25 protein-coding genes and 1 pseudogene are annotated in these 25096 nt (G+C 61.0%); 14 read left to right on the top strand and 12 right to left on the bottom strand.

The genetic code is table 11. The annotated features are described in order from the left end of the window. Nucleotides 1-4: 4 nt before the first annotated feature. The 4 genes from ACINK1_RS12500 to ACINK1_RS12485 form a co-directional block, all read right to left on the bottom strand. Nucleotides 5-790, bottom strand: coding sequence for an ABC transporter ATP-binding protein (locus ACINK1_RS12500; protein WP_376800708.1), 786 nt, complete (start codon nucleotides 788-790; stop codon nucleotides 5-7). Beyond that, the gene (locus ACINK1_RS12495) at nucleotides 787-1731 is read right to left on the bottom strand and encodes a branched-chain amino acid ABC transporter permease (protein ID WP_376800707.1); all 945 of its coding nucleotides are present in this window, start codon (nucleotides 1729-1731) and stop codon (nucleotides 787-789) included. The genes ACINK1_RS12500 and ACINK1_RS12495 overlap by 4 nt, the downstream gene beginning before the upstream one ends. Next, the gene (locus ACINK1_RS12490; RefSeq protein WP_376800706.1) at nucleotides 1731-2606 is read right to left on the bottom strand and encodes a branched-chain amino acid ABC transporter permease; all 876 of its coding nucleotides are present in this window, start codon (nucleotides 2604-2606) and stop codon (nucleotides 1731-1733) included. The genes ACINK1_RS12495 and ACINK1_RS12490 overlap by 1 nt, the downstream gene beginning before the upstream one ends. Nucleotides 2607-2702: 96 nt before the next feature. Next, the gene (locus tag ACINK1_RS12485; RefSeq protein WP_376800705.1) at nucleotides 2703-3851 is read right to left on the bottom strand and encodes an ABC transporter substrate-binding protein; all 1149 of its coding nucleotides are present in this window, start codon (nucleotides 3849-3851) and stop codon (nucleotides 2703-2705) included. A 180-nt stretch (nucleotides 3852-4031) separates the two neighbouring features. On the opposite strand from ACINK1_RS12485, the gene paaG reads away from it, so the two are divergent. Genes paaG through ACINK1_RS12465 form a run of 4 tightly spaced genes read left to right on the top strand, consistent with a single transcriptional unit; the run spans nucleotide 4032 to nucleotide 7182 of the window. Further along, nucleotides 4032-4826, top strand: a complete 795-nt coding sequence (gene paaG / locus ACINK1_RS12480; protein ID WP_376800724.1) for a 2-(1,2-epoxy-1,2-dihydrophenyl)acetyl-CoA isomerase PaaG — start codon at nucleotides 4032-4034, stop codon at nucleotides 4824-4826. A 1-nt stretch (nucleotide 4827) separates the two neighbouring features. Further along, on the top strand, nucleotides 4828-5259 hold the full coding sequence (gene paaI / locus ACINK1_RS12475) for a hydroxyphenylacetyl-CoA thioesterase PaaI (RefSeq protein ID WP_376800703.1): 432 nt from the start codon (nucleotides 4828-4830) through the stop codon (nucleotides 5257-5259). A 16-nt stretch (nucleotides 5260-5275) separates the two neighbouring features. Beyond that, a complete protein-coding gene (gene paaK, locus ACINK1_RS12470) occupies nucleotides 5276-6583 on the top strand; it encodes a phenylacetate--CoA ligase PaaK (protein WP_376800702.1) in 1308 nt (435 codons plus the stop codon). 2 nt (nucleotides 6584-6585) lie between these two features. Next, the gene (locus ACINK1_RS12465) at nucleotides 6586-7182 is read left to right on the top strand and encodes a TetR/AcrR family transcriptional regulator (RefSeq protein ID WP_376800700.1); all 597 of its coding nucleotides are present in this window, start codon (nucleotides 6586-6588) and stop codon (nucleotides 7180-7182) included. 12 nt (nucleotides 7183-7194) lie between these two features. On the opposite strand, the gene paaE is transcribed toward ACINK1_RS12465, so the two are convergent. The 6 genes from paaE to ACINK1_RS12435 form a co-directional block, all read right to left on the bottom strand. Further along, complete coding sequence (gene paaE / locus ACINK1_RS12460; RefSeq protein WP_376800699.1) at nucleotides 7195-8265, bottom strand: 1,2-phenylacetyl-CoA epoxidase subunit PaaE; 1071 nt, start codon at nucleotides 8263-8265, stop codon at nucleotides 7195-7197. A 15-nt stretch (nucleotides 8266-8280) separates the two neighbouring features. Next, nucleotides 8281-8787, bottom strand: coding sequence for a 1,2-phenylacetyl-CoA epoxidase subunit PaaD (gene paaD, locus ACINK1_RS12455; RefSeq protein ID WP_376800697.1), 507 nt, complete (start codon nucleotides 8785-8787; stop codon nucleotides 8281-8283). Nucleotides 8788-8792: 5 nt separating this feature from the next. Then, nucleotides 8793-9563, bottom strand: coding sequence for a 1,2-phenylacetyl-CoA epoxidase subunit PaaC (gene paaC, locus ACINK1_RS12450; protein ID WP_376800696.1), 771 nt, complete (start codon nucleotides 9561-9563; stop codon nucleotides 8793-8795). Then, nucleotides 9563-9850, bottom strand: a complete 288-nt coding sequence (paaB, locus tag ACINK1_RS12445; protein ID WP_376800694.1) for a 1,2-phenylacetyl-CoA epoxidase subunit PaaB — start codon at nucleotides 9848-9850, stop codon at nucleotides 9563-9565. The genes paaC and paaB overlap by 1 nt, the downstream gene beginning before the upstream one ends. A gap of 7 nt (nucleotides 9851-9857) precedes the next feature. Continuing rightward, entirely contained in the window at nucleotides 9858-10859 is a 1002-nt protein-coding gene (paaA, locus tag ACINK1_RS12440) for a 1,2-phenylacetyl-CoA epoxidase subunit PaaA (protein WP_376800692.1), read from the bottom strand. 99 nt (nucleotides 10860-10958) lie between these two features. Beyond that, nucleotides 10959-11780, bottom strand: a complete 822-nt coding sequence (locus ACINK1_RS12435) for a PaaX family transcriptional regulator C-terminal domain-containing protein (protein ID WP_376800690.1) — start codon at nucleotides 11778-11780, stop codon at nucleotides 10959-10961. A gap of 233 nt (nucleotides 11781-12013) precedes the next feature. Here ACINK1_RS12435 and ACINK1_RS12430 point away from each other — a divergent pair, with 233 nt between their 5' ends. Continuing rightward, nucleotides 12014-13075: a hypothetical protein gene (locus tag ACINK1_RS12430; protein WP_376800688.1), complete on the top strand. Its 1062-nt coding sequence runs from the start codon at nucleotides 12014-12016 to the stop codon at nucleotides 13073-13075. Here ACINK1_RS12430 and ACINK1_RS12425 read toward each other — a convergent pair. Next, nucleotides 13059-13274 (bottom strand): hypothetical protein, encoded by a 216-nt coding sequence (locus ACINK1_RS12425; protein ID WP_376800686.1) that lies wholly within the window; start codon nucleotides 13272-13274, stop codon nucleotides 13059-13061. The genes ACINK1_RS12430 and ACINK1_RS12425 overlap by 17 nt on opposite strands. A 78-nt stretch (nucleotides 13275-13352) precedes the next feature. On the opposite strand from ACINK1_RS12425, the gene ACINK1_RS12420 reads away from it, so the two are divergent. The 9 genes from ACINK1_RS12420 to hpxZ all read left to right on the top strand — a co-directional run bounded on the left by ACINK1_RS12420 (nucleotide 13353) and on the right by hpxZ (nucleotide 23004). Further along, entirely contained in the window at nucleotides 13353-14741 is a 1389-nt protein-coding gene (locus ACINK1_RS12420; RefSeq protein ID WP_376800684.1) for an ethanolamine ammonia-lyase subunit EutB, read from the top strand. Continuing rightward, nucleotides 14738-15529 (top strand): ethanolamine ammonia-lyase subunit EutC, encoded by a 792-nt coding sequence (eutC, locus tag ACINK1_RS12415; RefSeq protein ID WP_376800683.1) that lies wholly within the window; start codon nucleotides 14738-14740, stop codon nucleotides 15527-15529. The genes ACINK1_RS12420 and eutC overlap by 4 nt, the downstream gene beginning before the upstream one ends. Before the next feature lie 257 nt (nucleotides 15530-15786). After that, nucleotides 15787-17379: an ABC transporter substrate-binding protein gene (locus tag ACINK1_RS12410; protein ID WP_376800722.1), complete on the top strand. Its 1593-nt coding sequence runs from the start codon at nucleotides 15787-15789 to the stop codon at nucleotides 17377-17379. Nucleotides 17380-17387: 8 nt separating this feature from the next. Next, nucleotides 17388-18401: an ABC transporter permease gene (locus ACINK1_RS12405; RefSeq protein WP_376800681.1), complete on the top strand. Its 1014-nt coding sequence runs from the start codon at nucleotides 17388-17390 to the stop codon at nucleotides 18399-18401. A 40-nt stretch (nucleotides 18402-18441) separates the two neighbouring features. Further along, the gene (locus ACINK1_RS12400) at nucleotides 18442-19308 is read left to right on the top strand and encodes an ABC transporter permease (protein ID WP_376800720.1); all 867 of its coding nucleotides are present in this window, start codon (nucleotides 18442-18444) and stop codon (nucleotides 19306-19308) included. Nucleotides 19309-19316: 8 nt separating this feature from the next. Continuing rightward, nucleotides 19317-21017 carry an ABC transporter ATP-binding protein gene (locus tag ACINK1_RS12395; protein WP_376800679.1) on the top strand — a complete coding sequence of 567 codons (1701 nt, stop codon included), beginning with the start codon at nucleotides 19317-19319 and terminating at the stop codon, nucleotides 21015-21017. Between the two features lie 12 nt (nucleotides 21018-21029). Continuing rightward, nucleotides 21030-21218 carry a DUF4089 domain-containing protein gene (locus tag ACINK1_RS12390; protein ID WP_376800678.1) on the top strand — a complete coding sequence of 63 codons (189 nt, stop codon included), beginning with the start codon at nucleotides 21030-21032 and terminating at the stop codon, nucleotides 21216-21218. Beyond that, a complete protein-coding gene (locus ACINK1_RS12385) occupies nucleotides 21215-22618 on the top strand; it encodes an AtzE family amidohydrolase (RefSeq protein WP_376800676.1) in 1404 nt (467 codons plus the stop codon). Before ACINK1_RS12390 ends, ACINK1_RS12385 begins: the two co-directional genes overlap by 4 nt. Beyond that, a complete protein-coding gene (gene hpxZ, locus ACINK1_RS12380) occupies nucleotides 22618-23004 on the top strand; it encodes an oxalurate catabolism protein HpxZ (RefSeq protein WP_376800674.1) in 387 nt (128 codons plus the stop codon). The genes ACINK1_RS12385 and hpxZ overlap by 1 nt, the downstream gene beginning before the upstream one ends. Here hpxZ and atzF read toward each other — a convergent pair. Beyond that, a pseudogene (gene atzF / locus ACINK1_RS12375) lies at nucleotides 23001-24793 on the bottom strand (allophanate hydrolase). The gene hpxZ and the pseudogene atzF sit on opposite strands and share 4 nt — an antisense overlap. Nucleotides 24794-25096 lie beyond the last annotated feature (303 nt).

The raw sequence follows: 25096 nt of genomic DNA, 5'->3' as shown, positions 1-25096 counted from the left end.
GCTCTCAGACATGATCACCACCGGCTGCGCCCTTGTCGTGCCCGAGATAGGCGTCGATGACGGAGGGGTTTCGGGCCACTTCATCCGGCGCACCCTCCGCCAGCACCCGCCCCTGATTGAGCACGAGAACGCGATCTGAAACGCCCATCACCAGTTTCATGTCATGCTCGACGAGCAAAATGGCAACGCCTGTACGCGCGATGCTGACGATGATCTCGTCGATTTCCGCCGTCTCGGTCGGATTGCAGCCAGCCGCCGGTTCATCAAGCAACAATATGTCGGGCCGCGAGGCCATGGCGCGGGCGATCTCAAGGCGCTTAAGCTCACCATAGGAAAGGCTGCCGGCTACCTCATCGGCTACCTGCCGGAGATGCAGCATATCAAGATAGCGTCTCGCCTCATCGCGGGTCCGGCGGTTTTCCGCCATCACCGACGGCAGCCCCAGCAGATGCGCCAGGACATTGCGCGTCTCGTGGCGATGCAGCCCCACCATGACGTTTTCCTCAACGCTCATGCGCGCGAAGATCTGCAAATTCTGAAAGGTGCGGGCAAGGCCGCGGCTGGCGAGCGCTTCGGGAGGCAGGCGCGATACATCATCGCCACGTAATGTCACCCGGCCCATGTCGCTGCGATAAACGCCGGAAATGAGATTGAACAGCGTTGTCTTGCCAGCACCATTCGGGCCGATGATCGAAAATATCTCGCCCGGAGAGATCGAAAACGACACGTCATCGACAGCTCTGACGCCACCGAACGAAATTCCAAGATGTTCGACCGACAGCAGGTTCATAAGCGTCCTCTCGCCCACCGCGCCGCAAGCGTTGGCACGATGCCGGCACGCATGAACACGAGGATGAGGATCATCAGGACACCGAGCAGCAGATGTTCGTATTCGTGAAAAAATGACAATGCCTGCGGCAGAACAACCAGGATGACCGCCCCGACAAGGCCGCCCGACAGCGAACCCATACCCCCCAGCACCACCATGGTGACGATTTCAATCGAGTTGAGGAAACTCGCGATATCCGGCGTCACATGGCCGTTGAACAGGGCGTAGAGTGAGCCTGAGAGCGAGGCAAAAACGGCGGAAATAACGAACACGATGCTCTTGATGCGCGCAACGTCGATGCCCGCTGACCGCGCTGCCACCTCACTGTCATGGAGCGCGCGCAATGCCCGCCCGGTCGAGGAATCGAGGAGATTGCGCGCAAGTACCACTGCCAACACCAGTACTGTGCCGCTGATCCAGTACCAGCTTTGGGCCGAGCGGATGCGGATGCCAAACAGCTCGATACGGGAAACAGCCATGCCATCCGGCCCGCCCGTCAGCCACTGCTCATTATTCAAAACCATGGCAATGAGGATACCGAAGGCCAGCGTCGCCACCGCCAGGAAATGGTCCTTGAGCCTGAGGATGGGCCTGCCAATGATCAATGCCACAACGCCGGAGACGAGCGTTCCGCAAAAGATCGCCAGGAGTGATGGAACGGCGAATTTCGCCGGCAGAACCGCAACCGCATAAGCGCCGATGCCGACAAAACCGGCATGTCCAAGGCTGATCTGTCCGGCATAGCCGAGGAGAAGATTAAGCCCCGTCGCGCTTAATCCGGCGATCAGCACCAGCGTGGCGATCCGGAAATAGTAGGTCGAGGGCAGGACGAGGCCAATGATGATGATGATGAGGGCAATGAGTGCTGGCTCAAACCAGCGATTTTGGCGAAAGCGCGCCATCATACCCGCTCCGCGCCGGCATGTCCGAGGATGCCACCCGGGCGCAGCAACAACACCGCGATCATCAGCAACAGGGCAACCGCGTCCTTGTAGGTGGACGACAGATAGCCAGCGGCAAAGGCTTCGCTCAGCCCCAGCAGAAGGCCGCCGATGACGGCGCCAAGCGGCGAACCGAGCCCGCCCAGAACGAGAGCAGCAAAGCCCTTGAGCGCCAGCAGCGTGCCTACTTCGGCGTAGGTGAAGGTAATGGGCGTGACCAGAATGCCGGCGGCAGCACCGATGACCGCCGAGAGCGCAAAGGCCAGCGCCAGAATAAACGAGATATTGATACCGACAAGCTTCGCAGCAAGGCGGTTGGCCGAGGTCGCGATCAACGCCTTGCCAAGCATGGTGAGGTTCAGAAACAGCCACACCAGCGTCACGATCAGCACTGTGCCGGCCAGCACCCACAATGCCTGCGGCAGAATAGATGCACCTAGAAAAGCAAGCGGTGTGTCACCGGAAAAATCGCTCAGCTTATGAAGCTGCTTGCCAAAGACGATCTGCGCCACGCCGCGGATGACGAGGGCAGCGCCAACGGTGATGATGATGAGGACAACCGGCGGCGCGTCTCGTACCGGCTCGATGGCGAGCCGTTGCAAAAGCACACCGACGCTCGCGGCAACGATCACGGCAATCAGTGCGGCCAATGGCAGCGGCACCCCGGCGCCAACTGCCGACACGGTGACCATGCCACCGATCATAACGAACTCACCTTGGGCGAAATTCATCACGCCAGACGCGTTGTAGATCAGCGTGAACCCGAGTGCGACGATGCCATAGACCGCACCAACGGTGAGGCCTGACATGGCAAATTGCAGGAACTGCGCAAGCATTAACGATCCCCTCGCCTTATTCGCTCACAAGCGCGGACCAGTCGGCAAACGACGACGCCCTGTGCGCGATCAGCGCACAGGGTTGACGAGTGACACCTATTCCGCGAGCGCCCAGTCGCCGTTCCTGATCTCGAGCATCTTGAAGGCGGACAGGTCGAGCCCCATGTGGTCGCTTGCCGACATGTTAAAGACGCCGGCGGTCCCGATGAGGCCTTTGGTCTTCTCGATCTCGTCGCGGATCACCTTGGGGTCAAAACCGCCTCGCTCCATGGCCCCCACCAGGATCATCAGCCCGTCGAAGGCGTGGCCGCCGAAAGTCGAGACAGGCTCTTTGGTGATAGTCTGGAACTTGGTGGCGTAGGCGCTGGCGACCGCCTTCTGCGGGTCGCTTGCCGCAAGCTTGTCAGCCACCAGAAGGGCGGCCGCTGGCAGGCGCACGCCATTGGCCGCATCTCCTGCCAGATCGATATACTGCTTCGAGGCCACGCCATGGCTCTGGTAGAGCGGCACGGCAAAACCGAGCTGACGGAAATTGCGTGTGACGATCGCCGGCCCCTGGCCAAAGCCCGGATTGATGACCGCCTGGACGCCCGCCTTCGCCTTGAGATTGGTGAGCTGCGGTGTCATGTCGGTATCGCGCGGGCCGTAGGTTTCCTCAGCCAGAATTTCGACGCCATATTTGGCGTTGACGGCCGCGCACTGGTCGCGCATCGATTTGCCGAAACCATCCGTTCCCGAAATCAGGGCGATCCTGGTCAGATTGCGCTGCTTGAGATCGGTGAAGATCTTCTCGCAGGCCATGCGATCGGTGTGCGGCGTCTTGAATACGAATTTCTTCACCGGCTCGATGATGACGACAGCACCACCAAGGGAAATGAAGGGGATTTGCGCCTCCTCGAAGATCGGTACCATCGCCATGGTTGTACCCGTGGACGAACCGCCGACCATGGCAACGATCTTGTCTTCCTCGACGAGGCGGGTGGCGAAGGTGCGCGCCTTGCCGGCGTCTCCGCCATCATCGTAGATGACGAGTTGCAGCTTGCGGCCCTTGACCCCGCCCTTGGCGTTGATCTCGTCAACATACATGCGCAACGTCTTGTCGGCCGGATCGCCAAGGAAGGCGCCGGGTCCGGTGACTGACAGGACGGCACCGACCTTGATGTCCTGTGCCTGCGCGCCTCCAAAAAGTGATGTGGCGCCCATCAGAAGTCCAGCGGCGATCGCCAGCGATTTATGCAAGGTCATGTCATCCTCCCTGTGGCGCCCGTTCCGGCGTCCATTTCAGTTGCTTTTTCTGCAGCCACTTTGAATACGGATCGTTGTCCGATCCTTCTCTCCATTAATTGACCGGTTGGACGGATAATGCAAGAGTGGCTGAAAGAAAAAGTGCCGGTGCACGACATGCCGGCGGGCGGGAGGCAGGCGATGAGCGAGACGATACTGGTCGAAAAGAGTGGCGGGGTGACGATGCTCACGCTCAATCGGCCGGAGCGGCTGAACAGCTTCACTCTGGAGATGCACCAGGCACTTGCTGATGCGCTGAATGAGATCGCGAGCGATGATCATTGCCGCGCTGTGGTGATCACAGGAGCGGGGCGCGGCTTTTGCGCGGGCCAAGATCTGTCGGATCGCGCGGTGGCGCCCAAGACAGGCACGCCGAATGACCTGGGAGAAAGCCTGGAGCTTCGCTATAACCCACTGGTGCGCCGTCTGCGGTCGCTGCCAAAGCCGATCATCGTCGCGGTCAACGGGGTCGCGGCGGGCGCTGGCGCCAATCTGGCGCTTCATGGCGATATTGTCATTGCCGCACAATCGGCGAAGTTCATTCAATCCTTCGCGAAGATTGGTCTTGCGCCGGATTCAGGCGGGACGTGGACGTTGACGCATCTGCTGGGTGAAGCGCGGGCGAAGGGGCTGGCAATGCTGGCCGAGCCGCTGTCAGCGGAGCAGGCATGCGCGTGGGGTTTGATCTGGAAGGTGGTGCAGGATGAGTATCTGCTGAGCGAAGCGAAAACCATGGCGGCCCACCTCGCGTTACAATCAACAACGGCGCTTGCCGCCATCAAGCAGTCAATCCACAACGCCGCAACAGCGACGCTCGACGCCCAGCTCGACCATGAGCGCGATACGCAGCGCCGGCTTGGCTTTGGCAAGGATTATGCCGAAGGTGTCGACGCGTTCATGCACAAGAGGGCACCTCATTTCACGGGGCGCGGCTGACATGACGACACACAGTGCCGATGATATCGCCAGGCTGTCCGCACAAGCCATGTGGAAGGATGACAACGCCACCCGCCATCTCGGCATGGAGATCGTAAATATCGGACCCGGCGCCGCGACCATGACCATGAGCGTCACGACATCGATGACCAATGGCCATGGCACGTGCCATGGCGGGTATATCTTTCTGCTGGCCGACAGTGCGTTCGCCTTTGCCTGCAACAGCCACGGGCAACGCCATGTGGCGCAGCACTGCAACGTCACCTTCCTGGCGCCAGGCAAGCTTGGCATGCGCCTCATCGCCGAGGCGCGCGAGCGCAACAGGGCCGAGCGCTCGGGCATCACGGATGTCACGGTACGCAGCGAAGACGGCACGGTGATTGCGGAATTCCGCGGTCATTCACGCGCGATACCCGGCTCCCTTCTGGCCTGAACGTGTGGACCGTCAGATGATCGACCTCACCCCTCCCCGCTCCTCACTCGACGCCATCGAAATCGCCTCCCGCGACGAGATCGCAGCCCTGCAGCTCACGCGCCTCAAAGCGACGCTACATCACGCCTATGCGCATGTGCCGCATTACCGGCGGGCCTTCGATGCGCAAGGCGTCCATCCCGACGATTGCCGCACCCTGGCCGACCTCGCCAATTTCCCGTTCACCGGCAAGGCCGATCTGCGCGACAATTATCCCTTCGGCCTGTTTGCGGTGCCGCGCGAGCAGGTTGCGCGCATCCACGCGTCATCCGGCACCACGGGCAAGCCCACTGTGGTTGGCTATACGAAGCAGGATGTCGACATGTGGGCGGACGTCATGGCGCGTTCCATTCGCGCCTCCGGCGGGCGGGCGGGCATGGTCTGTCATGTTGCCTATGGATACGGCCTGTTCACCGGCGGGCTTGGTGCCCATTACGGTGCCGAGCGCCTCGGCTGCACGGTTGTACCGATATCGGGCGGCATGACCGAGCGCCAGGTGACGCTCATCGCCGATTTCAAGCCCGACGTCATCATGGTGACGCCAAGTTACATGCTGGCTGTGCTCGATGAATTCAGGAAGCGCGGCATGGACCCACGCGCTACCTCGCTTAAAGTCGGTATCTTCGGCGCCGAGCCGTGGACGAACGCCATGCGGCTTGAGATCGAGCAGGCCTTCGACATGCATGCAGTGGATATTTACGGGCTCTCCGAGGTCATTGGGCCGGGGGTCGCCTGCGAATGCGTGGAGACGAAAGACGGGCTTCACATCTGGGAGGATCATTTCTATCCCGAGATCATAGACCCCGACACTGGCGCCGTTCTGGCCGATGGCGAACTGGGAGAACTGGTATTCACCTCGCTCACCAAGGAGGCGATGCCGGTCATCCGCTACCGCACACGCGATCTGACGCGGCTTCTGCCAGGTACGGCGCGCAGCATGCGCCGCATGGAAAAGGTCACGGGCCGCAGCGACGACATGATGATCGTGCGCGGCGTCAACGTCTTTCCTACACAGATCGAGGAGATGCTTCTCGAGATCGAAACGCTGTCAGCACATTACCAGATCGTCCTCACGCGCGAAGGGCGGATGGACGAGATGGAAGTGCGGGTCGAAGGCAGGCGTGAGGCGGACGACAGCGTCGGCGAGGCCGGCAGGCTGCTCTCGCTGCGCATCAAGGAGACCATCGGCATTTCAGCGCGCGTCAGCGTGTTGCCGCCTGATGGCATTGAGCGCTCACAGGGCAAGGCCAGGCGCATCGTCGATCTCAGGACGGCGAAGACCTGATCGTGGCCCGCCCGCGCGCCCAGGATTACGACGACAAACGCGCCGCCATCCTCGCTGGCGCGGCAAAGCTATTCGCCGCCGACGGCTTTGATCGTACCTCGATGAACGATATCGCCCAGGCGCTCGGCCTGTCGAAGGCACTCCTGTACCATTACTACCGCGCCAAGGATGAGCTGCTGTTTGACGTCATTCGCGCCCATCTCGGCGATCTTGTCGAGGCCGTCGAAGCAGCCGATGACCCGTATGCAGCGCCTGAAGCGCGCTTCGCGGTCATGATCTCCACCATCATCGATTGCTACCGCGACGCTGATTCCAACCACAAGGTGCAGATCAATCATCTCGCTCACCTGCCAGCCGATCAGCAGGCAGAATTGAAGGGATACGAGCGCCGGCTTGTCGAGATCATGAGCACCGTTGTGAGAAAGCTCCATCCGCGATTGCATCCAGCTAAAATCCGCCCGATGACGATGACGATCTTCGGCGCGCTCAACTGGAAATATATGTGGTTTCGCGAAAACGGACCGATGACCCATGCAGCCTATGCGGCACTCCTCACACGTCTCTTTCTTGCCGGCATCAGGGCTGAGCCGGAAGAGTGACGAGCGCTGCCGCTACAACTGGTCGAAATCCAGCGTGACGGACGGCGTTTTTGGCCGGGCCTGGCAGGCAAGGACAAATCCGGCGTTGAGCTCCCAGTCCTCAAGCGAATAATTGAGCGCCATCGTCACACTGCCTTCCGTCACCTTGCAGCGACAGGTGCAGCACATGCCGCCCTTGCATGAATAGGGCAGATCGAGACCGGCGCGCGCGGCTGCATCAACGATATTGCTGTCATCCTCTCCCATATCAAAAGCGCGGCTGGCGCCATCAAGGGTGACATTGATGCGAGACAACACGCCGGCTTCCGGCTGCGGAGCTGGTGCACGAAAGCCTGCACGTGGCGCTGCTGACTTGAACAATTCGCTGTGGATCCGCTCGCCTGCCAGACCCATTTCCTCCAGCGCCGATCTGACATCAGCAATCATTGCCTGCGGCCCGCACAAATAGGCCTCGTCAATGTCGCTCACATCGACAACGCCCCTGGCCAATGCCTTCAAGCGCTCACCGGTTATGCGCCCTGACAGCAGCGCCACATCCTGGGCTTCGCGGCTCATGACATGGACGATCGAGAGGCGCCCGATAGAGCGGTTTTTCAAATCCTCCCACTCCTCGGCGAACATGACGCTTTGCGCCGTCTGGTTGCCATAGATGAGAGTAAACCGGGCGGCAGGATCGCGTGACAACAGGGATTTGGCGATCGACAGGATCGGCGTGATGCCCGATCCGGCAGCGATGGCGAGGAGATGCTGGCCGCGCTTGCCAAGATCGAGTGTGAACCGTCCCTGCGGTGGCATGAGGGCAAGCGTATCGCCGATTTTAAGCTGCTCGTTCGCATAGGTTGAAAATGCGCCGCCAGCCACTTTCTTGATGCCAACGCGCAACTGAGCTTCGTCGAGTGCGGAACAGATCGAATAGGAGCGCCTGAGATCCTCGCCATCGATGGTGGCTCGCAAGGTGAGATACTGCCCGGGCACGAAAGCGAATTGTTCTTTCAACGCGTCAGGCAACACGAAGCCAAGCGACACACTACCGGCGGTTTCGCGGCGGATATCGGCAATCGTCACGGGGTGAAAGCGGGTCATCTTGCAAATGTCATTTCAGATACATTTGAATGCGTCGAAAGGTTCGCGGCAGGACAAGCAACGCCACAAGGCCTTGCAAGCAGTCGAGCCGAATTCGCTGATCTTCTCTGTTTTCTCTGCGTTGCATTGCGGACAGGCCGGTGGCGTTTCATCGCCAAAGAGGGCGCGACGCGACGCCTTCATTGCAGGGGGGGCGATGCCGTAGGCACGCAGCTTGGCGCGGCCGGCCGCGCTCATCCAGTCGCTGGTCCATGCCGGGTGCAGAACGGTGGTGATCGTCACGTCGTCGAACCCTGCTGTCGCCAGAGCGGCATGAAGATCAACGGTGATTGCGCTCATCGCCGGACAGCCGGAATAGGTCGGCGTGATGGCAATCTCGATCTTTCCATCAGCCCTTTGCTCAATGGTGCGAATGACACCAAGATCGGCAAGCGTCAGAACCGGAATTTCCGGATCGCACACGGCGTCGATGACGGCGCGCGCACGCGCCAGATCAACCAGCGCTGCGACATCGTTTTCCACCGGCCTCACCATGTGGCACCGGGATGGGCGCGATGGAGCACCTGCATCTCGCCCAGAAGCCGCGACAGATGCTCGCCATGGCGTCCGTTCTTGCCACCATATTGTCCCCCGGCAAAGGACGGCACTATGAGCGTGGCCTCTTTCAGGATCGGGGTGATGCTGTTCTCAAATGGGGCACGCAGCGCAAGCGGATCAGGCGCGATGCCCGCGTCAGCAAGGCGGCGCTCAACTGCACTCACGGTAAAAAACTCCGCTACATAGATCGCCATCTCATCAAGCGCACGCTGGGTGCGGGTATGGCTTTCTGCGGTGCCATCACCAAGCCTGATCACCCATTCGCCGGCATGGCGCAGATGATAGGCCATCTCTTTCTCGGCCTTTGCGGCAATCGCTGCGAGCGTGCTGTCGCGCGAGGCCATGAGGGAGGCAAAACAGGGCTGCATGAAGCCTGCATAGAAAAGCTGGCGCACCATGGTCACGGCAAAATCGCCGCGCGGCTGTTCGCAGATCAGCAGATTGCGGTAATCATTATCGTCACGCAGATAGGCGAGCGCATCCTCGTCACGCCCCCTGCCCTCGACCTTGCCGGCATAATCAAGGCAGAGCCGCGCCTGCCCGATCAGGTCAAGCGCCATGTTCGACAGGGCGATGTCCTCTTCGAGCGTCGGTCCAAAGCCGCTCCATTCCGACAGGCGATGGCTGAGGACAAGCGCGCTGTCGCCCAACATCAGCGCGTAGGCAAAAAGATCATCCTCTATCGCTGCCACCACGTCCATCACATATGCCCCACATCGTCGGGGACGTCGTAGAATGTCGGGTGGCGATAGATTTTTGATGCTGTCGGTTCAAAGAGCATGTCCTTGTCGACCGGGTCGGAGGCAGCGATGAGGTCCGAGCGTACCACCCAGATCGAGACGCCTTCGGCGCGGCGCGTGTAGACGTCACGCGCCATGTGAAGCGCCATATCATCATCGCATGCGTGCAGACTGCCGACATGCTTGTGACTGAGCCCGGCCTTGGGGCGGATGAAGACCTCGTACAGCGGTGTTGTCGCCTCGCTCATGACTGCCTCACTCCGCCGCAATCGCTGCTGCCTGCCGGCGCGCGGCGCGCTTGGCGGCGAAGGCTCGCGCCGCATCACGTACCCAGATGCCCTCGTCTTCCGCCTGCCGGCGCACGCGCATGCGCTGGCGATTGCACGGTCCATCGCCGGCCAGAACGCGCCTGAATTCGCTCCAGTCGATTGCGCCCGTCTGCCAGTGACCGCTCTCTTCATTGAAGCGCAATTCGGGATCAGGGATATCGAGGCCGAGGAACCGCGCCTGCGGCACCATGGCGTCGATGAATTTCTGCCGCAATTCGTCGTTGGAAAACCGTTTGATCTTCCAGCGCATCGAGGTGTCGGAATGTTGCGAGGCCTGATCGGGCGGGCCAAACATCATCAGACACGGCCACCACCAGCGATTGAGCGCGTCCTGCGCCATCGCCTTCTGCGCTACTGTTCCTTTGGCCAAGGTGTGCATGATCTCGAAGCCCTGGCGCTGATGGAAGCTCTCTTCCTTGCAGATGCGGATCATGGCGCGCGCATAGGGGCCGTAGGAACAGCGGCAGAGCGGGATCTGGTTCATGATCGCCGCGCCATCAACGAGCCAGCCGACCGCGCCCATATCAGCCCAGGTCAGTGTCGAATAATTGAAGATCGAGGAATATTTCGCCTTGCCAGACAGAAGCTGCTCGCTCAGTTCCTCGCGGCTGACACCGAGCGTTTCCGCGGCCGAGTAGAGATAGAGGCCATGCCCCGCCTCGTCCTGAATTTTCGACAGAAGGATCGACTTGCGACGTAGTGAGGGTGCACGCGTGACCCAGTTACCCTCGGGCTGCATGCCGATGATTTCGGAATGGGCATGCTGGGATATCTGACGGATAAGGGTGCGGCGATAAGCGTCCGGCATCCAGTCCTTGGGCTCGATCTTGTCCTCGGCCGTGCAACGCGCCTCGAAGCGCTCGAGCCGCACCGGATCTTCGGCGATGACGGGACTGCGATCTTTCTGGTCGAGCGCCTGCGCGTACATGAGCCCATCTCCTCTGCTTCAGATAATTATGTTACAATATTTCGTTTAGTCAATATTTTTTGTTACATATTTAAACGAGAACGCGTTTCATTTTGTCGTTCACGATGTCGGGGTATGAAAGCCATGCCGGGAAAACCAGACGTCCGATGATCGCGCCGTGCGCTTGATCTGACGCATGAAAACTGCGCGTGCCGCGTGCCCCTGCCAGTCAGCCGGCAGCATCGCGGCCGGCAGGAGCGGATCGCGCAGCACCAGACGGCGGAACATATGTGTCACGACGATGCGCAGGATGACCGCTTCCTCGGGCTCCAATGCGCCCGTTACCGGGTCGAAAGCCGTGACAAACCGGCTATAGGCATGGTTGAGATCATCAAGATGCCAGAGCTTGTTCACCGCTGATCGCAGCGCAGGTGTTGATGTTGCAACTGCAAAAATCACCTCGTTTGTCAGCGGCATATCGGGCACCCGTTCATGTCGCGACGCCATCGCCAGCGTTGACGACAGAAAGCGGAAGCCGTCAGCCTCGAGCGCTAGACGCGCGGCCTTGCGGTCAGCGCACAGATCAAGGGCTGCAAGGATCATATCGCCTGCGGGCTGGTGCGTGTCGGCACCGTAGATGACGGCAGCGGCGCGCGCGAAATCGGCGGCACTTGCCGTGCTCAATCGGTAATCGGTGCGGCGTCCATCCTTGCCACGCTGCAGGGTGCCGTTTGCCACCAGCCGCGACAGGTTGGTGCGCGCATGTCCGGCATCGATGCCCAGAAGGGCCAGCAGCGCCATTAGATCGCTGGTCCAGACGGGGGCGGGATGATGATCACGCCCGCGATCCATCACCACATCACCAAAGATCGTGACGATCAGCGACCACACGCGCAGCGGCGCCTGGGAATGAAGGATCGTCAGTGGGTTGGGTCCGGGCATCCCGCTTATGACCACAGGTTTTTGCAATTGGTCAATCGAAGCCGGGCTGGCGCGGCTTCGGCTGCGGACGTTTCTGGTCCGCAACATGCTCTGGCCTCGTCTCGCGATGAATGGCGGGGACTGGCGCAGGATGGCATTCTGCGGCAATCGCGTTTAGATGGCCAAGGTAACATCGAAACTTCGATTGCGCTCCACACTTTGGTGAGCGAGGTGTCCAATAGGTTGTGCCCTTCATGCCGATTTACGAGTTTGCACCGGATCGTATCCAGCCTCTGACCAAGACCACATTCGGCGCGATGCAATTGCACGAGCGGCGCGATTTGCAGCGGCTGTTGCGCGAGAACGTTGCCGTTATAGCCCCCAACACACTGGTGATCGCGGAGGAATACGGTGAATGGGACGACTCCCGTCGCCGCATCGATCTTCTCGGGATCGATCATGATGCCAATCTTGTCGTGATCGAATTGAAGCGAGAAGATGGTGGCCATATGGAACTGCAGGCCATCCGGTATGCGGCGATGGTCTCCACTATGACCTTCGATCAAGCGGTGGATGGGTTTGACCGCTACCTGCGCCAGATCGGCCGCGACGACACAGACGCTCGGACTGAGCTTCTGGCATTCCTCGGATGGGACGAGCCCGACCATGATCAGTTCGCTCAGGACGTCAAGATCGTCCTCGCCGCTGAGACGTTCCCGCCGGAACTGACCACCGCTGTCCTGTGGCTCAACAAGCGTGATCTGGATATCCGCTGCGTGCGGCTTCAGCCATACAACCTGTCAGGGCGTGTTCTGGTTGATGTGACCCAGATAATTCCACCGCCAGAGGCTGCCGAATACCAGGTCCGTGTTCGCGAGAAAGAGCGCAAGGAGCGGGCAGAGCGGACCAGTGGTGCGGACCATACAAAATATGATTTGGTCCTTGGCGACGCAAACTATCCGCGAGAATCCAAGGGCCGAGCGATCCTGCGGACATTCCGCCACCTGGTGGAAGGCGGCATCGACCCGCAGACTATAGCCCAGCATTGCGGACCGCGCGCCAAGCGTGCCCTTATCTCTGTTGAGGGCGAGGTTGACCATGATGACTTTGTTCGCTTGGCCACAGCGGCTCGCGAGGCAAATGGAAAACGGTTCGATCCAATACGCTTCTTCTGCCGAGACGATGAATTGCTGCGTGTTGGTGGGCGCACCTATGCCTTTTCCAGCCAGTGGGGCGGTACGGACTGGCTGGAGGCGATGAACAATCTGCGTGATGCGTTCCAAGATCGAAGGATCACTTTCACGCCTGCGAACTGACTGCGAACAACGACGACGCCACCGTTAATGCCGCATCCAGCCGCACGCACAATGTCACAACACCGTTGCCCGCCGCCTCGATCGCGGTTCCGACCGGGAAGCGGCCGACGGCCGGCACATTGATCCGCCTGGCTTTGAACAGGCGCGCCAATGAGCAAGATGGTAGAGCCCGTTTGCGCTGCCCGGCAAACGTGATCATGGTGTTGTCATTCGCGCAGTTCCAAGCCTTTCTGCGGTAATGAACGACGGGTAGGGTCGGCAGGCTGGAGGAATTCGATTGGCATATCGCGCGCGCATTGGCAGCGAAACCTATGTCTTCGCTGATCTGAAATCGCTGATGGCCCGGGCAACGCCGCTGCGCTCAGGCGATGCGCTGGCCGGCATCGCCGCCGGCAGCCTGGAAGAGATGATGGCAGCGCGCCTGGCGCTTGCTGATCTGCCTTTGTCGACGTTTCTGAGCGAGGCCGTCATTCCCTATGAGCATGACGATGTCACAAGGCTCATCATCGACGCGCATGACAAGGATGCGTTCGCGCCAGTGGCAAGCCTGACGGTTGGCGGCTTTCGCGACTTTCTGTGTTCGAACCGGGCAACAACCGAGAGCCTTGCCCGGCTCTCCCCCGGCATCACGCCCGAGATGGCGGCCGCCGTCTCCAAACTGATGCGCAACCAGGACCTCATTCTGGTCGCCAGCAAATGCCGGAGCGTGACCCGTTTTCGCACGACGATCGGCCAGCCGGGCACGCTCGCGGTACGCCTTCAGCCAAACCATCCGACCGACGATCCGGCCGGTATCATGGCCTCCATCATCGACGGGCTCGGCTATGGCTGCGGCGATGCGGTCATCGGTATCAATCCGGCCTCCGACAGCCTGACGACGATCAGCGATCTGCTGCATCTTCTGGATGGTGTGATCACACGTTTTTCCATTCCAACCCAGGGCTGTGTCCTGACGCATGTGACGAGCACGATCCGGCTCATCGAACAGGGCGCCCCCGTCGACCTTGTCTTCCAGTCAATCGCCGGCACGCAGGCCGCCAACGCCTCGTTCGGCGTTACGCTTGGCCTGTTGCGCGAAGGGCTTGACGCGGGACGATCCCTCAAGCGGGGTACGGTCGGCGATCACGTCATGTATTTCGAGACCGGACAGGGATCGGCTCTCTCGGCCAATGCCCATCACGGCGTTGACCAGCAAACACTTGAAGCGCGCGCCTATGCCGTTGCCAGAGCCTATCAGCCGTTTCTCGTCAATACCGTCGTCGGCTTCATCGGGCCGGAATATCTCTATGACGGCAAGCAGATCATCCGCGCCGGGCTGGAGGACCATTTCTGCGGCAAGCTGATGGGCCTGCCGATGGGATGCGACATCTGCTACACCAATCACGCTGAGGCGGATTCAGATGATATGGATACGCTGCTGACGTTGCTTGGCGCAGCCGGCGTCAATTTTATCATGGGCGTACCGGGCGCTGATGACATCATGCTGAATTACCAGTCGACGTCGTTTCACGACCAGCTCTATATCCGGGCGCTGCTGGGCTTGAGGCGGGCGCCGGAGTTCGAGGCCTGGCTACAACGGCTCGATATCGTCGATGCGACGGGCGCCCTGCGCGCGGGCGGCACGTCGCCCCCCTTGTTGCAGGCAATGGGCGATTACCTGCCATGAATGACAACCCCGAGGATCGCACGCCGCTCACCAATTGGTCGCGTTTGCGCGCGTTGACGCCAGCGCGCATCGGACTGGGTCATCGCGGCGCATCAATGCCTGTTGACGAGGTGCTGCGGTTTGGACTTGCCCACGCAAAGGCACGTGATGCGGTGCATGAGCCGTTTCGTGCAGGCGAGATCGCCGCGGCGCTGGCGGCTCCGGGGCGTCAGGTGATCGAGGTCGCGAGCGCGGCGGGTGATCGTGCCACCTATCTGCGCCGGCCCGATCTCGGGCGGATGTTGTCGCAGAAAAGCCGCGCAATGCTTGCCTCCCACAGCCGCAGAAGCGACCTTGCGCTCGTGGTGGCCGACGGGCTGTCAGCAACCGCCATCCACAACAATGCCCTGCCGCTCGTCACCGCTGTGCTGGCGCACATCGAGGGTCGCGCCATCAGCTGCGCGCCGATTGTGGTCGCCTCGCAAGCCCGCGTGGCTCTTGGTGACGAGATAGGCCACCTGCTTGGCGCGCGCATGGTGCTGATGCTGATCGGCGAGCGGCCAGGCCTGTCATCGCCTGATTCGCTTGGTGCGTATCTGACCTTTGCCCCGCGCCCCGGCGTGAGCGATGCTGCCCGCAACTGCCTGTCCAATATTCGTCCCGCTGGCCTCAGCTTCGAGGTCGCAGCTGCGAAGCTTGACTGGCTGATTGATGAGGCGTTCCGCCGTTCACTGACAGGCATAGACCTCAAAGACGACAGCGACGCTTTGCTCCTGACAAAAGGCGCGGCCAGATTGCCTAATCCGTAGGCACTCAGACAAATGTTGGGCAGAGGTGACGACGACTGATCATAAATCAGAGCCGTTTACCCGTCGCGGCCGCTGTTAAGCGTCCCGACTATTCGCCGATTCATCGCAAAGCCTGCCTGCGAGGTCTTGGCACAAGCCTTGCTCAGCTCCTTTCAGTACGACGCAGAATTCTCACCGTCATGAGATGCCGTGGTCGGATTGACCGCCGGCGTTGCGGTTCCACCTGTCGCGAATGACCAAGGAAGGACATATTGTCGATGATCACCCGCCGCACTGCGCTTGCCGCTGGCCTCGCCGCTCCGTTCATTGCCCGATCGACGGCAAATGCCCAGTCCGTGGGCCGCAATGAGACGCTCCTGCTGGTGCAGGAATATGGACCCAACAGCCTCGACATGCAGGGCATCGGCTCATCCCAGCCGGTCAATGGCGTCGCGCTTAATTGCTATGATCGCCTGCTGCGCTTCAAGCCCGTGCCCATCCCGAGCGGTGGCGGCAACACGATCGCGATGACGGAAATCGAGGGTGAGCTGGCGGAAAGCTGGCAGGTTGCCTCCGATGGCATGAGCTGCACGTTCAAACTGCGCAACGCCACTTTCCATTCCGGCAGGCCGGTGACTGCCAGGGACGTCAAATGGTCGCTCGATCGCGCCGTGTCGATTGGCGGGTTTGCAACGACACAGATGAACGCCGGGTCGCTGGAGAAGGCCGAACAATTTGTTGCCCTTGACGACAAGACGTTCCGCGTGGATTTCATCCGCAAGGACAAGCTGACGATGCCAAATTTGGCGGTCACCATTCCGTTCGTTTTTGATTCAGAGCTTGCCATTGCCAACAGCGGTGGCGATCCCTGGGCCAAGGAATGGCTGAAGAACAACGTCGCCGGCTCCGGCGCATTCAAGGTCGAGAGCTGGAAGCCCGGCGTCGAGACGATCTACACGCGCCATGACGCCTGGACGTCTGGCAAGCTGCCAACGCTGCGTCGCGTCATAGCCCGCGACATCGCCTCACCCTCGACACGTCGGGCGCTCATCGAGCGGGGCGATGCGGATATTTCGTACGGGTTGCCACCGAAGGATTTCAAGGACCTGCTGGATGCCGGCAAGATCAATGTCGTGGGTGTGCCGATCCCCAATGGCGTGTGGGGTCTTTATCTGAATACCGCCACCGGCCCCTTCACCGACGTCCGGCTGCGGCAGGCGGCAGCCTGGGCCATGCCTTATGAGAAAATGCTGCAGGCGTCGCTGTTCGGGCGCGGCATCGACATGTCCGGCGGACCGGCAACCCCCAAGGTGGCGTGGCCGCAACCCTACCCTTACAAGACCGATGTGGCGAAAGCCAAGGCACTCGTCGACGCGGCAGCGCCCGGCGGGCTTTCAACCACACTTCTCTTCGATGCCGGCAACGCAACCGTCGCCGAGCCGATGGCCGTCCTCATCAAAGAGGCCATGGCGGGCATCGGTATCAACATCGAAATCTCGAAAGTGCCGGGCGCCAATTTCCGCGGCGAAATCAGCAAGAAAACCAACCCGATGGTGCTGAACCGCTTTGCCGGCTGGCTTGATTACCCCGATTATTACCTGTTCTGGACGATGCACGGCAACAATTCCATTTTCAACATTGCATCCTATCAGAACCCGGCGCTCGACAAGCTCGTTGATGAAGCGCGCTTCACCAGCGACAAGGCAGTTTATGAGCGAAGCGTTGTCGACTTCGTGTCGCTGGTGTCGCGTGAAGTACCGATGATTCCGCTCGCCCAGCCGACGCATGATGTGGCGATGCAAAAGAACATTGGCGGCTATCAGTTCCAACCCTGCCGCGAGCCGGATTTCCGCTATCTGACGAAAGCATAGTTGCTCTCATGCTTCGTTTGATCGGCGCCAGGCTTCTGACGACCATCCCGTCCATTATCGGCGTGATCATCGTCACCTTTTTGCTGACGCGCGTTCTGCCCGGTGACACCGCCGCCTATTTTGCCGGGCCGACGGCCTCGCCGAAAGCTATCGCCGAAATTCGCAGCAAGCTTGGCCTCGACCAGCCCCTGCCACAGCAGTTCGCCAGCTATGTGGCGGCGCTGGTCAAGGGCGATCTTGGCCAGTCCCTCACCACCGGCCAGCCTGTTACCAGAGACATTGCAGCAAGATTGCCGGCTTCCGCAGAACTGACCCTGTGCGGCCTTCTGCTGGCGATGTCGGTCGCCCTGCCTCTGGGCGTTCTGGCCGCCGTGCGCCAGGGGTCATGGATCGATCATCTGTGCCGCATCATCGCCACCGCTGGCGTCTCGCTTCCCGTATTTTTTACCGGGCTGCTCCTTGTTTTTGTCTTCTACTTCATCCTGGGCTGGTCGCCCGCGCCACTTGGCCGTCTGGATGTTTTTCTATCCGAACCTCCACGGGTGACCGGCTTCCTGTTGATTGATACGCTGCTGGCGGGAGATTTTCCCGCCTTCCGGGCGGCGATTGCGCAGCTGATCCTGCCGGCCGTGACGCTGGGCATCTTCTCGCTGGCGCCCATCACCCGCATGACACGGGCGTCGATGCTGGCGGTGCTGGGGGCTGATTTCGTGCGCACCGCTCGCGCCAGCGGCTTGAGCAGCGGCAAGGTGATCGGCGTTTACGCCTTCCGCAATGCCATGCTGCCGGTGGTGACCACGCTTGGCATGGTGTTCTCGTTCCTGCTCGGCGCCAATGTCCTGGTTGAGAAAGTATTCGCCTGGCCGGGTATCGGCTCCTATGCGGTTGAAGCGTTGATTGCGTCCGATTATGCGCCGATCCAGGGCTTCGTGCTGACCATGGCGGTGATGTATGTGATGCTCAATCTGCTGATCGACCTGCTCTATGGTTTCATCGACCCGCGCGTCCGGCTGGAGGGGTGAGGTCGTGAGCGAGAGCAGCGGAGTTCAGCCGGCATTGAAGGTGCGCCAGCAAGCGCCGTCTTCGCCGGGACTCTGGACCCATGGTGTCCATATCATCGCGGAAAATCCGGTCACCGGGCTTGCCTTCGGGCTGTTTACACTCATCGTCTTTGCAGCATTGTTTGGCCCGATGATCGCGCCGTTTGATCCGCTGGCGAGCAACACCGCCGAAGCGCTGAAGGGCCCCACCCGCGTTCACTGGTTTGGTACCGACCAGCTGGGGCGCGATATCTTCAGCCGCGTACTCGTTGCCACGCGGCTCGATTTCACCATCGCTATCGCGTCAGTTGCGCTCGTTTTTTTCCTGGGCGGTCTGGCGGGAGTGACAGCCGGATATTTCGGCGGCTGGGTCGACAAGCTGGTGGGGCGGATCGCCGATACCATCATGGCCTTCCCGCTATTCGTGCTTGCCATGGGCATCGTTGCCGCCCTCGGCAACAGCGTCACCAACATCATCATCGCCACCGCCATCATCAACTTTCCGCTGTACGCCCGCGTGGCGCGAGCGGAAGCGAATGTGCGGCGCGAGGCGGGGTTCGTGCAGGCCGCGCGCCTTGCGGGAAATTCGGAATGGCGGCTCCTGCTGACCCAGATCGTTCCCAACATCATGCCGATCATGGCGGTGCAGATGTCGCTGACCATGGGCTACGCCATTCTCAATGCCGCCGGCCTCTCGTTCATCGGTCTTGGCGTGCGCCCGCCAACGCCTGAATGGGGTATCATGGTGGCGGAGGGCGCAAGCTTCATCGTGTCAGGCGAATGGTGGATCGCCTTCTTTCCCGGGTTGGCGCTGATGATCGCCGTGTTCTGTTTCAATCTGCTGGGAGATGGCGTGCGCGACCTCATCGATCCCCAGCGCCGGACGTGAGCGGCGCCATGATACCCTCCCCGCTTCTGGCCATCCGCAACCTCACCGTCGAGTTTGCAACGCGGCGCGGCACGGTGACAGCGGTCAAGGCGATCGATATCGACGTTGGCAAGGGCGAGACTGTCGCGATCGTCGGGGAATCGGGATCAGGAAAATCGGTCACCTCCTACGCGCTCATGCGCATCCTTGATCGTGCCGGGCGGATAGCGTCGGGTTCGATGATCTTTTCGGGGCTTGAGCTGGCACGCATGCCGGAAACGGAGATGCGCAATCTGCGCGGCCGCGAATTGTCGATGATCTTCCAGAACCCGCGCGCCGCCCTCAATCCGATCCGCAAGATCGGCCACCAGATCGAAGATGTCTTGCGCCAGCATGCGCTCGTGGGCGCCACCCAGGCGCAGCAAAAGGCCATTGAGGCGCTTGCCAATGTACGGATCGCCCGGCCAGAGGAGCGTTATCACGCCTACCCGTTCGAGCTTTCAGGGGGCATGTGCCAGCGGGTCGTCATCGCGCTGGCGCTGGCGTGCCGCCCGCAGTTGCTGATTGCCGATGAGCCGACGACCGGCCTTGACGTCACCACGCAGAAAGCGGTGATGGATCTTGTGAGCGAGCTGACGCGCGAGCGCGCCATGTCGTCCATCCTTATCACGCATGATCTTGGCCTTGCTGCGGCTTACGCTGATCGCGTTGTGGTGATGGAGAAAGGTGATGTGGTGGAGACGGCTGATGCCAACACCATCTTCAGGACGCCGCTTCATGCCTATACGCGCAAGCTCATGCGGGCGACACCGCGTCCGGGTTGCCAACTCCGTGACCTGCTGCCGGAAGAGACAATATCGCCTGTACCCTCGCCCGTCGCCAATCAGCCATCGAAGCAGCAGCACGCGCCAATATTGCGGGTGGAAAACCTCATCAAGGAGTACCCGAAGGCAAAGTCAGCCGGCGGCCTGTTGAGCCTGCTGGGCGGCAAGAGCGAGGAACCTTTTCGAGCTGTCAACGCCATCTCGTTTTGCGTTGGCCGCGGCGAAAGCGTCGGCCTGGTGGGTGAATCGGGGTGCGGAAAATCAACAACCTCGCTGATGGTCACTCGCCTCATCGATGCCACAAGCGGGCGCATTGAATTCGACGGTACCGATCTGACGCAAATTCCGGCACGCCAGTTTGCTGCATCGCCGTTTCGCGCCCGCATCCAGATGGTGTTTCAGGATCCAACCGACAGCCTCAATCCGCGCTTCACGGCGGCGCGCGCTATCGCCGATCCGCTGCTGCGCTTCCCGCGCCTGAAGCCTGGCGAGAGTATACGCCAGCGCTGCGAGAAGCTGGCAGGTCAGGTGGGGCTGCCGCTTGATCTGCTCGATCGCTTCCCCCATCAATTGTCCGGCGGGCAGAAAGCGCGCGTCGGCATTGCGCGCGCCATTGCGCTGGAGCCGGACCTGATCATTCTCGACGAGCCGACCGCAGCCCTTGATGTCTCCGTTCAGGCCATCGTTCTCAATCTCCTGCAGGACCTGAAGCAGAAGCTCGGCATGAGCTATCTTTTCGTTTCACATGATCTGCATGTGGTCGGCCTGATGTGTGATCGCCTGATCGTCATGCGTGGTGGCGAGATTGTCGAACAGGGCAACAGCGCCGACATTCTCGCCAATCCCCGGCATGAGTATACGCAAGCACTGATTGCCGCCATTCCCGCCCCACCGGCGTCAAGATAAGGATGTCCAATCATGGCAACCGACCGCGAGACAATCGAGGCTTATGTGGCGGCCACCGCCGCATGCCTGCGTCTTGATATCAAAGCTGAATGGAAAGACGGGGTCGCACAGAACATGTCAACGCTGATGGATGCGATCGAGTACTTCAGCGGCGTCCCGCTCAATGATGAGAGCGAGCCGGCCGTGGTCTTCCGCGCATGAGCGCCCTCGCCTCGGGCACAGCCAGTGCAGCGGCCATCGCCGCATCGGTCAACCGGCGCGAGACATCGGCGCTCGCCGTCGTCGAAGCTGCGCTCGCCCGCATCGCCCGCCACAACCCGGCGCTTAATTGCTTCACGTCGGTGACACGTGAGCGTGCTCTGGCGAGCGCCCGGCGCGTTGATGCCGACATTGCAGCGGGCAAGAATGCGGGGCCGCTCGCCGGTGTCCCTTTCGCCGTGAAGAACCTCTTCGACGTCGCCGGACTGACGACGATTGCCGGATCAAAAATCAATCGCGACCTGGCACCTGCACCGCACGATGCGCCCTTGATTACGCGTCTTGAAGGCCAAGGAGCAATCCTTCTGGGTGCGCTCAACATGGGCGAATACGCCTATGATTTCACCGGCGAAAACATCCATGATGGCCCCTCACGCAACCCCCACGATGTCACGCGCATGACTGGCGGGTCGTCGGGCGGATCAGGAGGCGCGGTCGCCGCCGGCCTGGTGCCGCTCACCCTCGGCTCGGACACCAATGGTTCCATCCGTGTGCCCGCCTCGTTCTGTGGCATTTTCGGCCTCAAGCCGACCTATGGCCGACTGAGCCGTGCCGGCACGTTTCCCTTCGTCTCGAGTTTCGATCACCTCGGGCCGCTTGCCAGAACGACCGAAGATCTGGCGCTTGCCTACGATGCCATGCAGGGCGCCGACCCTGCGGACCCGGTGCAGGCGTCGCGCCCGGATGAGCCGAGTTGTGGATCGCTTCACAACGGCATCGCCGGCCTGCGCCTGGCGATTGCGGGCGGCTATTTCGAGCAAGGCCGAAGCGCTGCGGCCAGCGCGGCGATGTCACAGGTAGCGCGCGCCCTTGGCGCCACGCGGACCATTCATCTGCCCGAGGTCGCGCGTGCGCGTGCGGCTGCCTATATCATCACAGCGGCTGAGGGCTCGGCCCTCCATCTCGACAGGTTGCGCGAGCGCGCAGGCGAGTTTGACCCGGCGGTGCGCGACCGTCTGCTCGCAGGCGCGATGATCCCGGCGGGTGCGGTGATCCGGGCTCAGAAATTGCGCCGCTGGTATCAAAGACAAGTGCTCGCTCTGTTTCAGGAGTGCGACATCATTCTGGCACCAGCAACACCTTGCACAGCGCCGAAGCTCGGTGACACCACCCTTGACCTGGGGGCACAAAAAGTACCGCTGCGGCCCAATATAGGTCTCTTCACCCAGCCCTTCTCGTTTATCGGTTTGCCGGTCGTCACTGTTCCCGTCCAGCTGTCGCCGCTGCCCATCGGCGTCCAGATCGTTGCCGCGCCATGGCGCGAGGATCTGGCGTTGCGGGTCGCTCATCATCTGGAGCGCGCGGGGGTTGTTCATGCCAAAGCACTTGCGGCGTTTTCGTGATGGAGATCGATCTTCCCGATGTTCTCTCGGAAGTGCGCGCAGCCTTCGCGCGCTATGAAGCGGCGTTGATCGCCAATGACGTCGAAACGCTCGACGCGTTGTTTCGCAATGACCCACGAACGCTGCGCTATGGGGTGGCAGAAAATCTTTACGGCTATGGCGAAATATCCGCTTTCCGCGCTGCCCGTTCTCCCGTTGGTCTCGCGCGCTCGACGTCGCGAACGGTCATCACAAGCTATGGGCGCGATTTCGCAGTCGCCTCGACCTTGTTCCATCGCCCGTCACTGGCTGGAAAAGTCGGTCGCCAGATGCAAAGCTGGGTACGCTTCAAGGATGGCTGGTTCATTGTCGCAGCTCATGTCAGCATCATCGCCGAGGGAATTTAAGTTTTAGCCGCCATATAAGCGCGCCAGCCGCCAAAGGACGTGATGTCGATGGCCGCGCCGAGCCCCTCGGGCTCGACGAGGAATCCTTTGGGCGTCGTACCATCGGCCAGATGCAGGGTGCCGATACAGAGCGGGGATGGAATGGTGGCCACGAAACTGCCGAACGCGGCCGGTGACAGCTTCCACACCTCAACAATGATGGCGGCGCCCGCTCCGGCTGCAACGCGCAGAAGTCCGGGGCGAAAGGGCGGACCCCCGGCCAGCGCAAACAGGCGGTAGAGGTTTGCCGTGGAGGCGGCGCGCGCAAATACACCACCGCGACCCGTCAGCTCGCCGTTGAGCGGCATGCCGGAAAGATGAGCGCCAACGACGGCGAGTTCGATTGTCGGAGAATTGTCGTCTGTGTTCATAACTATCCTTGAGCCAGCTGATAAGCGGGGCGGCGGCCGCCGAAACCTGGAAAAAGTCGTTGACCCAGTTCAGCCAGCAAAACGTCCTGATCGCGCGGAGCGATCAAGGTGATGCCGGCAGGGAACCCGTCGGCGCGCATGGGACCGGGAATAGCCAGGGCCGCAAGGTCGAGGAGGTTGACGAAATTCGTGTAGGTACCAAGCAGCGAATTGGGACCAATGGGATCAGCCTCCAGATCTTTCAGAGCGGGCGCGATCGGCGCCGTTGGCACGACGAGCACGTCAATGTCATCCCACATTGCATCCGATGCCCGCTTCAACTCGGCCAAGCGGTAAAGGCCGTTGAATGTATCGACGGCGGACATGCCGTCAGCCTTTTCCACAATTGACCGTGTTACCGGATGAATCGCCTGCGGCGCGTCATCCATAAAGCTGCCGATCGCCGCCCGCCGCTCGGCGACCCAGGGCCCGTCATAGAGAAGGCGGGCGGTTGCAAAAAACGATGTCAGATCGACCTCCTGCAAAGGCCCGGCAACCGCCTCAACATGCGACAGGGCCGCGCCAAACGCATTTTCCTGAAGCTTGTCGCCAAAAAAAAGCCTGTCCTGCGATCGTGGCACGCCGATGCGGCGCAGCGTGTCGATGGCTGGCTTGCCGGCTTTGCGGGCAAAGGGGTCGGCGGGATCATAGGCTGCAACCATTTCAAATACCCGACGGGCATCGCCAACGCTTGCGGCAAAAATAGAGACACAATCAAGGGTGCGGCAGGCCGGCACGACGCCTCTTGCCGACAACAAACCGAGGGATGGTTTCAACCCGACGATGTGATTGAGCCCAGCAGGAACGCGCCCCGATCCGGCCGTGTCGGTGCCCAGCGAAAAACTGACAATCCCCTGGGCGACGGCAACCGCAGAACCCGAACTCGAACCACCGGGAACACGCACAGCATCAAAGGCATTTCGCGGCACAGGATAGGGCGTGCGTGTGCCTACCAATCCGGTGGCGAACTGATCAAGATTGGTTTTACCAATGAAGAGCGCTCCGGCGGCAACAAGACGCGCCACGACGGCGGCATGTCCGGCTGCCTGATAGGCGAATTGCGGGCAGGCTGCCGTTGTCATGCGGCCGGCAACATCAATGTTGTCCTTGACGGCAAAGGGAACGCCCCACAACGGAAAGGCCAGCGGGTCGAAAGGCGGCAGGGCAGCCGCGGCAGCAAGCACGAACTCCTTGTCGTCAAGCGCGATGAAGATACCGGGATCGTTGATCTCGGCGATGCGCCCATAGACAGCGTCGATCATGGCTGCGGGCGTCGCTCCTTGTGCGTAGGCGGCATGGAGACTGGTGATATCAAGGTCTGTCACGGACATAGGCGGCATCAGGCTCCCAGCGATCGTTCATCAGCAGGTGAGAGATCACCCTTCGATGGATGATTTCCTGATATGTCGTGTGCCAGAGTTTCATGCCTGGCGGCAATCGCTTTCGCACGCAGTCCGGTATCTCAACGCTCACTGCGCCCGAGAGGCGCACCAGATCTCGAGATCAACATTTCGTCATCGGCTTCCTTGCCGAGAGAGAGATGATCCAGCAGAAAAGCAGGACGAATGACGTTGCGATAGGGCAGCCGCCTCAGATCGGGCGTGCACAGAGCGCCGCTATCGCAAACGATCACCTTTGCGGCG

The organism is Raskinella chloraquaticus (SeqCode) (genome assembly GCF_021731865.1).
Classification (GTDB): domain Bacteria; phylum Pseudomonadota; class Alphaproteobacteria; order Rhizobiales; family UBA4765; genus Raskinella; species Raskinella chloraquaticus.
Note: the sequence above shows the minus strand (reverse complement) of the source record. Positions and strands in the feature narration are given on the sequence as shown.

Bases quoted from the DNA above. Each gene is read 5' to 3' on its own strand.
- ACINK1_RS12500 (WP_376800708.1), bottom strand. From the start codon at position 790: ATGAACCTGCTGTCGGTCGAACATCTTGGAATTTCGTTCGGTGGCGTC.
- ACINK1_RS12495 (WP_376800707.1), bottom strand. From the start codon at position 1,731: ATGGCGCGCTTTCGCCAAAATCGCTGGTTTGAGCCAGCACTCATTGCC.
- ACINK1_RS12490 (WP_376800706.1), bottom strand. From the start codon at position 2,606: ATGCTTGCGCAGTTCCTGCAATTTGCCATGTCAGGCCTCACCGTTGGT.
- ACINK1_RS12485 (WP_376800705.1), bottom strand. From the start codon at position 3,851: ATGACCTTGCATAAATCGCTGGCGATCGCCGCTGGACTTCTGATGGGC.
- paaG (WP_376800724.1), top strand. From the start codon at position 4,032: ATGAGCGAGACGATACTGGTCGAAAAGAGTGGCGGGGTGACGATGCTC.
- paaI (WP_376800703.1), top strand. From the start codon at position 4,828: ATGACGACACACAGTGCCGATGATATCGCCAGGCTGTCCGCACAAGCC.
- paaK (WP_376800702.1), top strand. From the start codon at position 5,276: ATGATCGACCTCACCCCTCCCCGCTCCTCACTCGACGCCATCGAAATC.
- paaE (WP_376800699.1), bottom strand. From the start codon at position 8,265: ATGACCCGCTTTCACCCCGTGACGATTGCCGATATCCGCCGCGAAACC.
- paaC (WP_376800696.1), bottom strand. From the start codon at position 9,563: ATGGACGTGGTGGCAGCGATAGAGGATGATCTTTTTGCCTACGCGCTG.
- paaB (WP_376800694.1), bottom strand. From the start codon at position 9,850: ATGAGCGAGGCGACAACACCGCTGTACGAGGTCTTCATCCGCCCCAAG.
- paaA (WP_376800692.1), bottom strand. From the start codon at position 10,859: ATGTACGCGCAGGCGCTCGACCAGAAAGATCGCAGTCCCGTCATCGCC.
- ACINK1_RS12435 (WP_376800690.1), bottom strand. From the start codon at position 11,780: ATGCCCGGACCCAACCCACTGACGATCCTTCATTCCCAGGCGCCGCTG.
- ACINK1_RS12430 (WP_376800688.1), top strand. From the start codon at position 12,014: ATGCCGATTTACGAGTTTGCACCGGATCGTATCCAGCCTCTGACCAAG.
- ACINK1_RS12425 (WP_376800686.1), bottom strand. From the start codon at position 13,274: ATGATCACGTTTGCCGGGCAGCGCAAACGGGCTCTACCATCTTGCTCA.
- eutC (WP_376800683.1), top strand. From the start codon at position 14,738: ATGAATGACAACCCCGAGGATCGCACGCCGCTCACCAATTGGTCGCGT.
- ACINK1_RS12410 (WP_376800722.1), top strand. From the start codon at position 15,787: ATGATCACCCGCCGCACTGCGCTTGCCGCTGGCCTCGCCGCTCCGTTC.
- ACINK1_RS12405 (WP_376800681.1), top strand. From the start codon at position 17,388: ATGCTTCGTTTGATCGGCGCCAGGCTTCTGACGACCATCCCGTCCATT.
- ACINK1_RS12395 (WP_376800679.1), top strand. From the start codon at position 19,317: ATGATACCCTCCCCGCTTCTGGCCATCCGCAACCTCACCGTCGAGTTT.
- ACINK1_RS12390 (WP_376800678.1), top strand. From the start codon at position 21,030: ATGGCAACCGACCGCGAGACAATCGAGGCTTATGTGGCGGCCACCGCC.
- ACINK1_RS12385 (WP_376800676.1), top strand. From the start codon at position 21,215: ATGAGCGCCCTCGCCTCGGGCACAGCCAGTGCAGCGGCCATCGCCGCA.
- hpxZ (WP_376800674.1), top strand. From the start codon at position 22,618: ATGGAGATCGATCTTCCCGATGTTCTCTCGGAAGTGCGCGCAGCCTTC.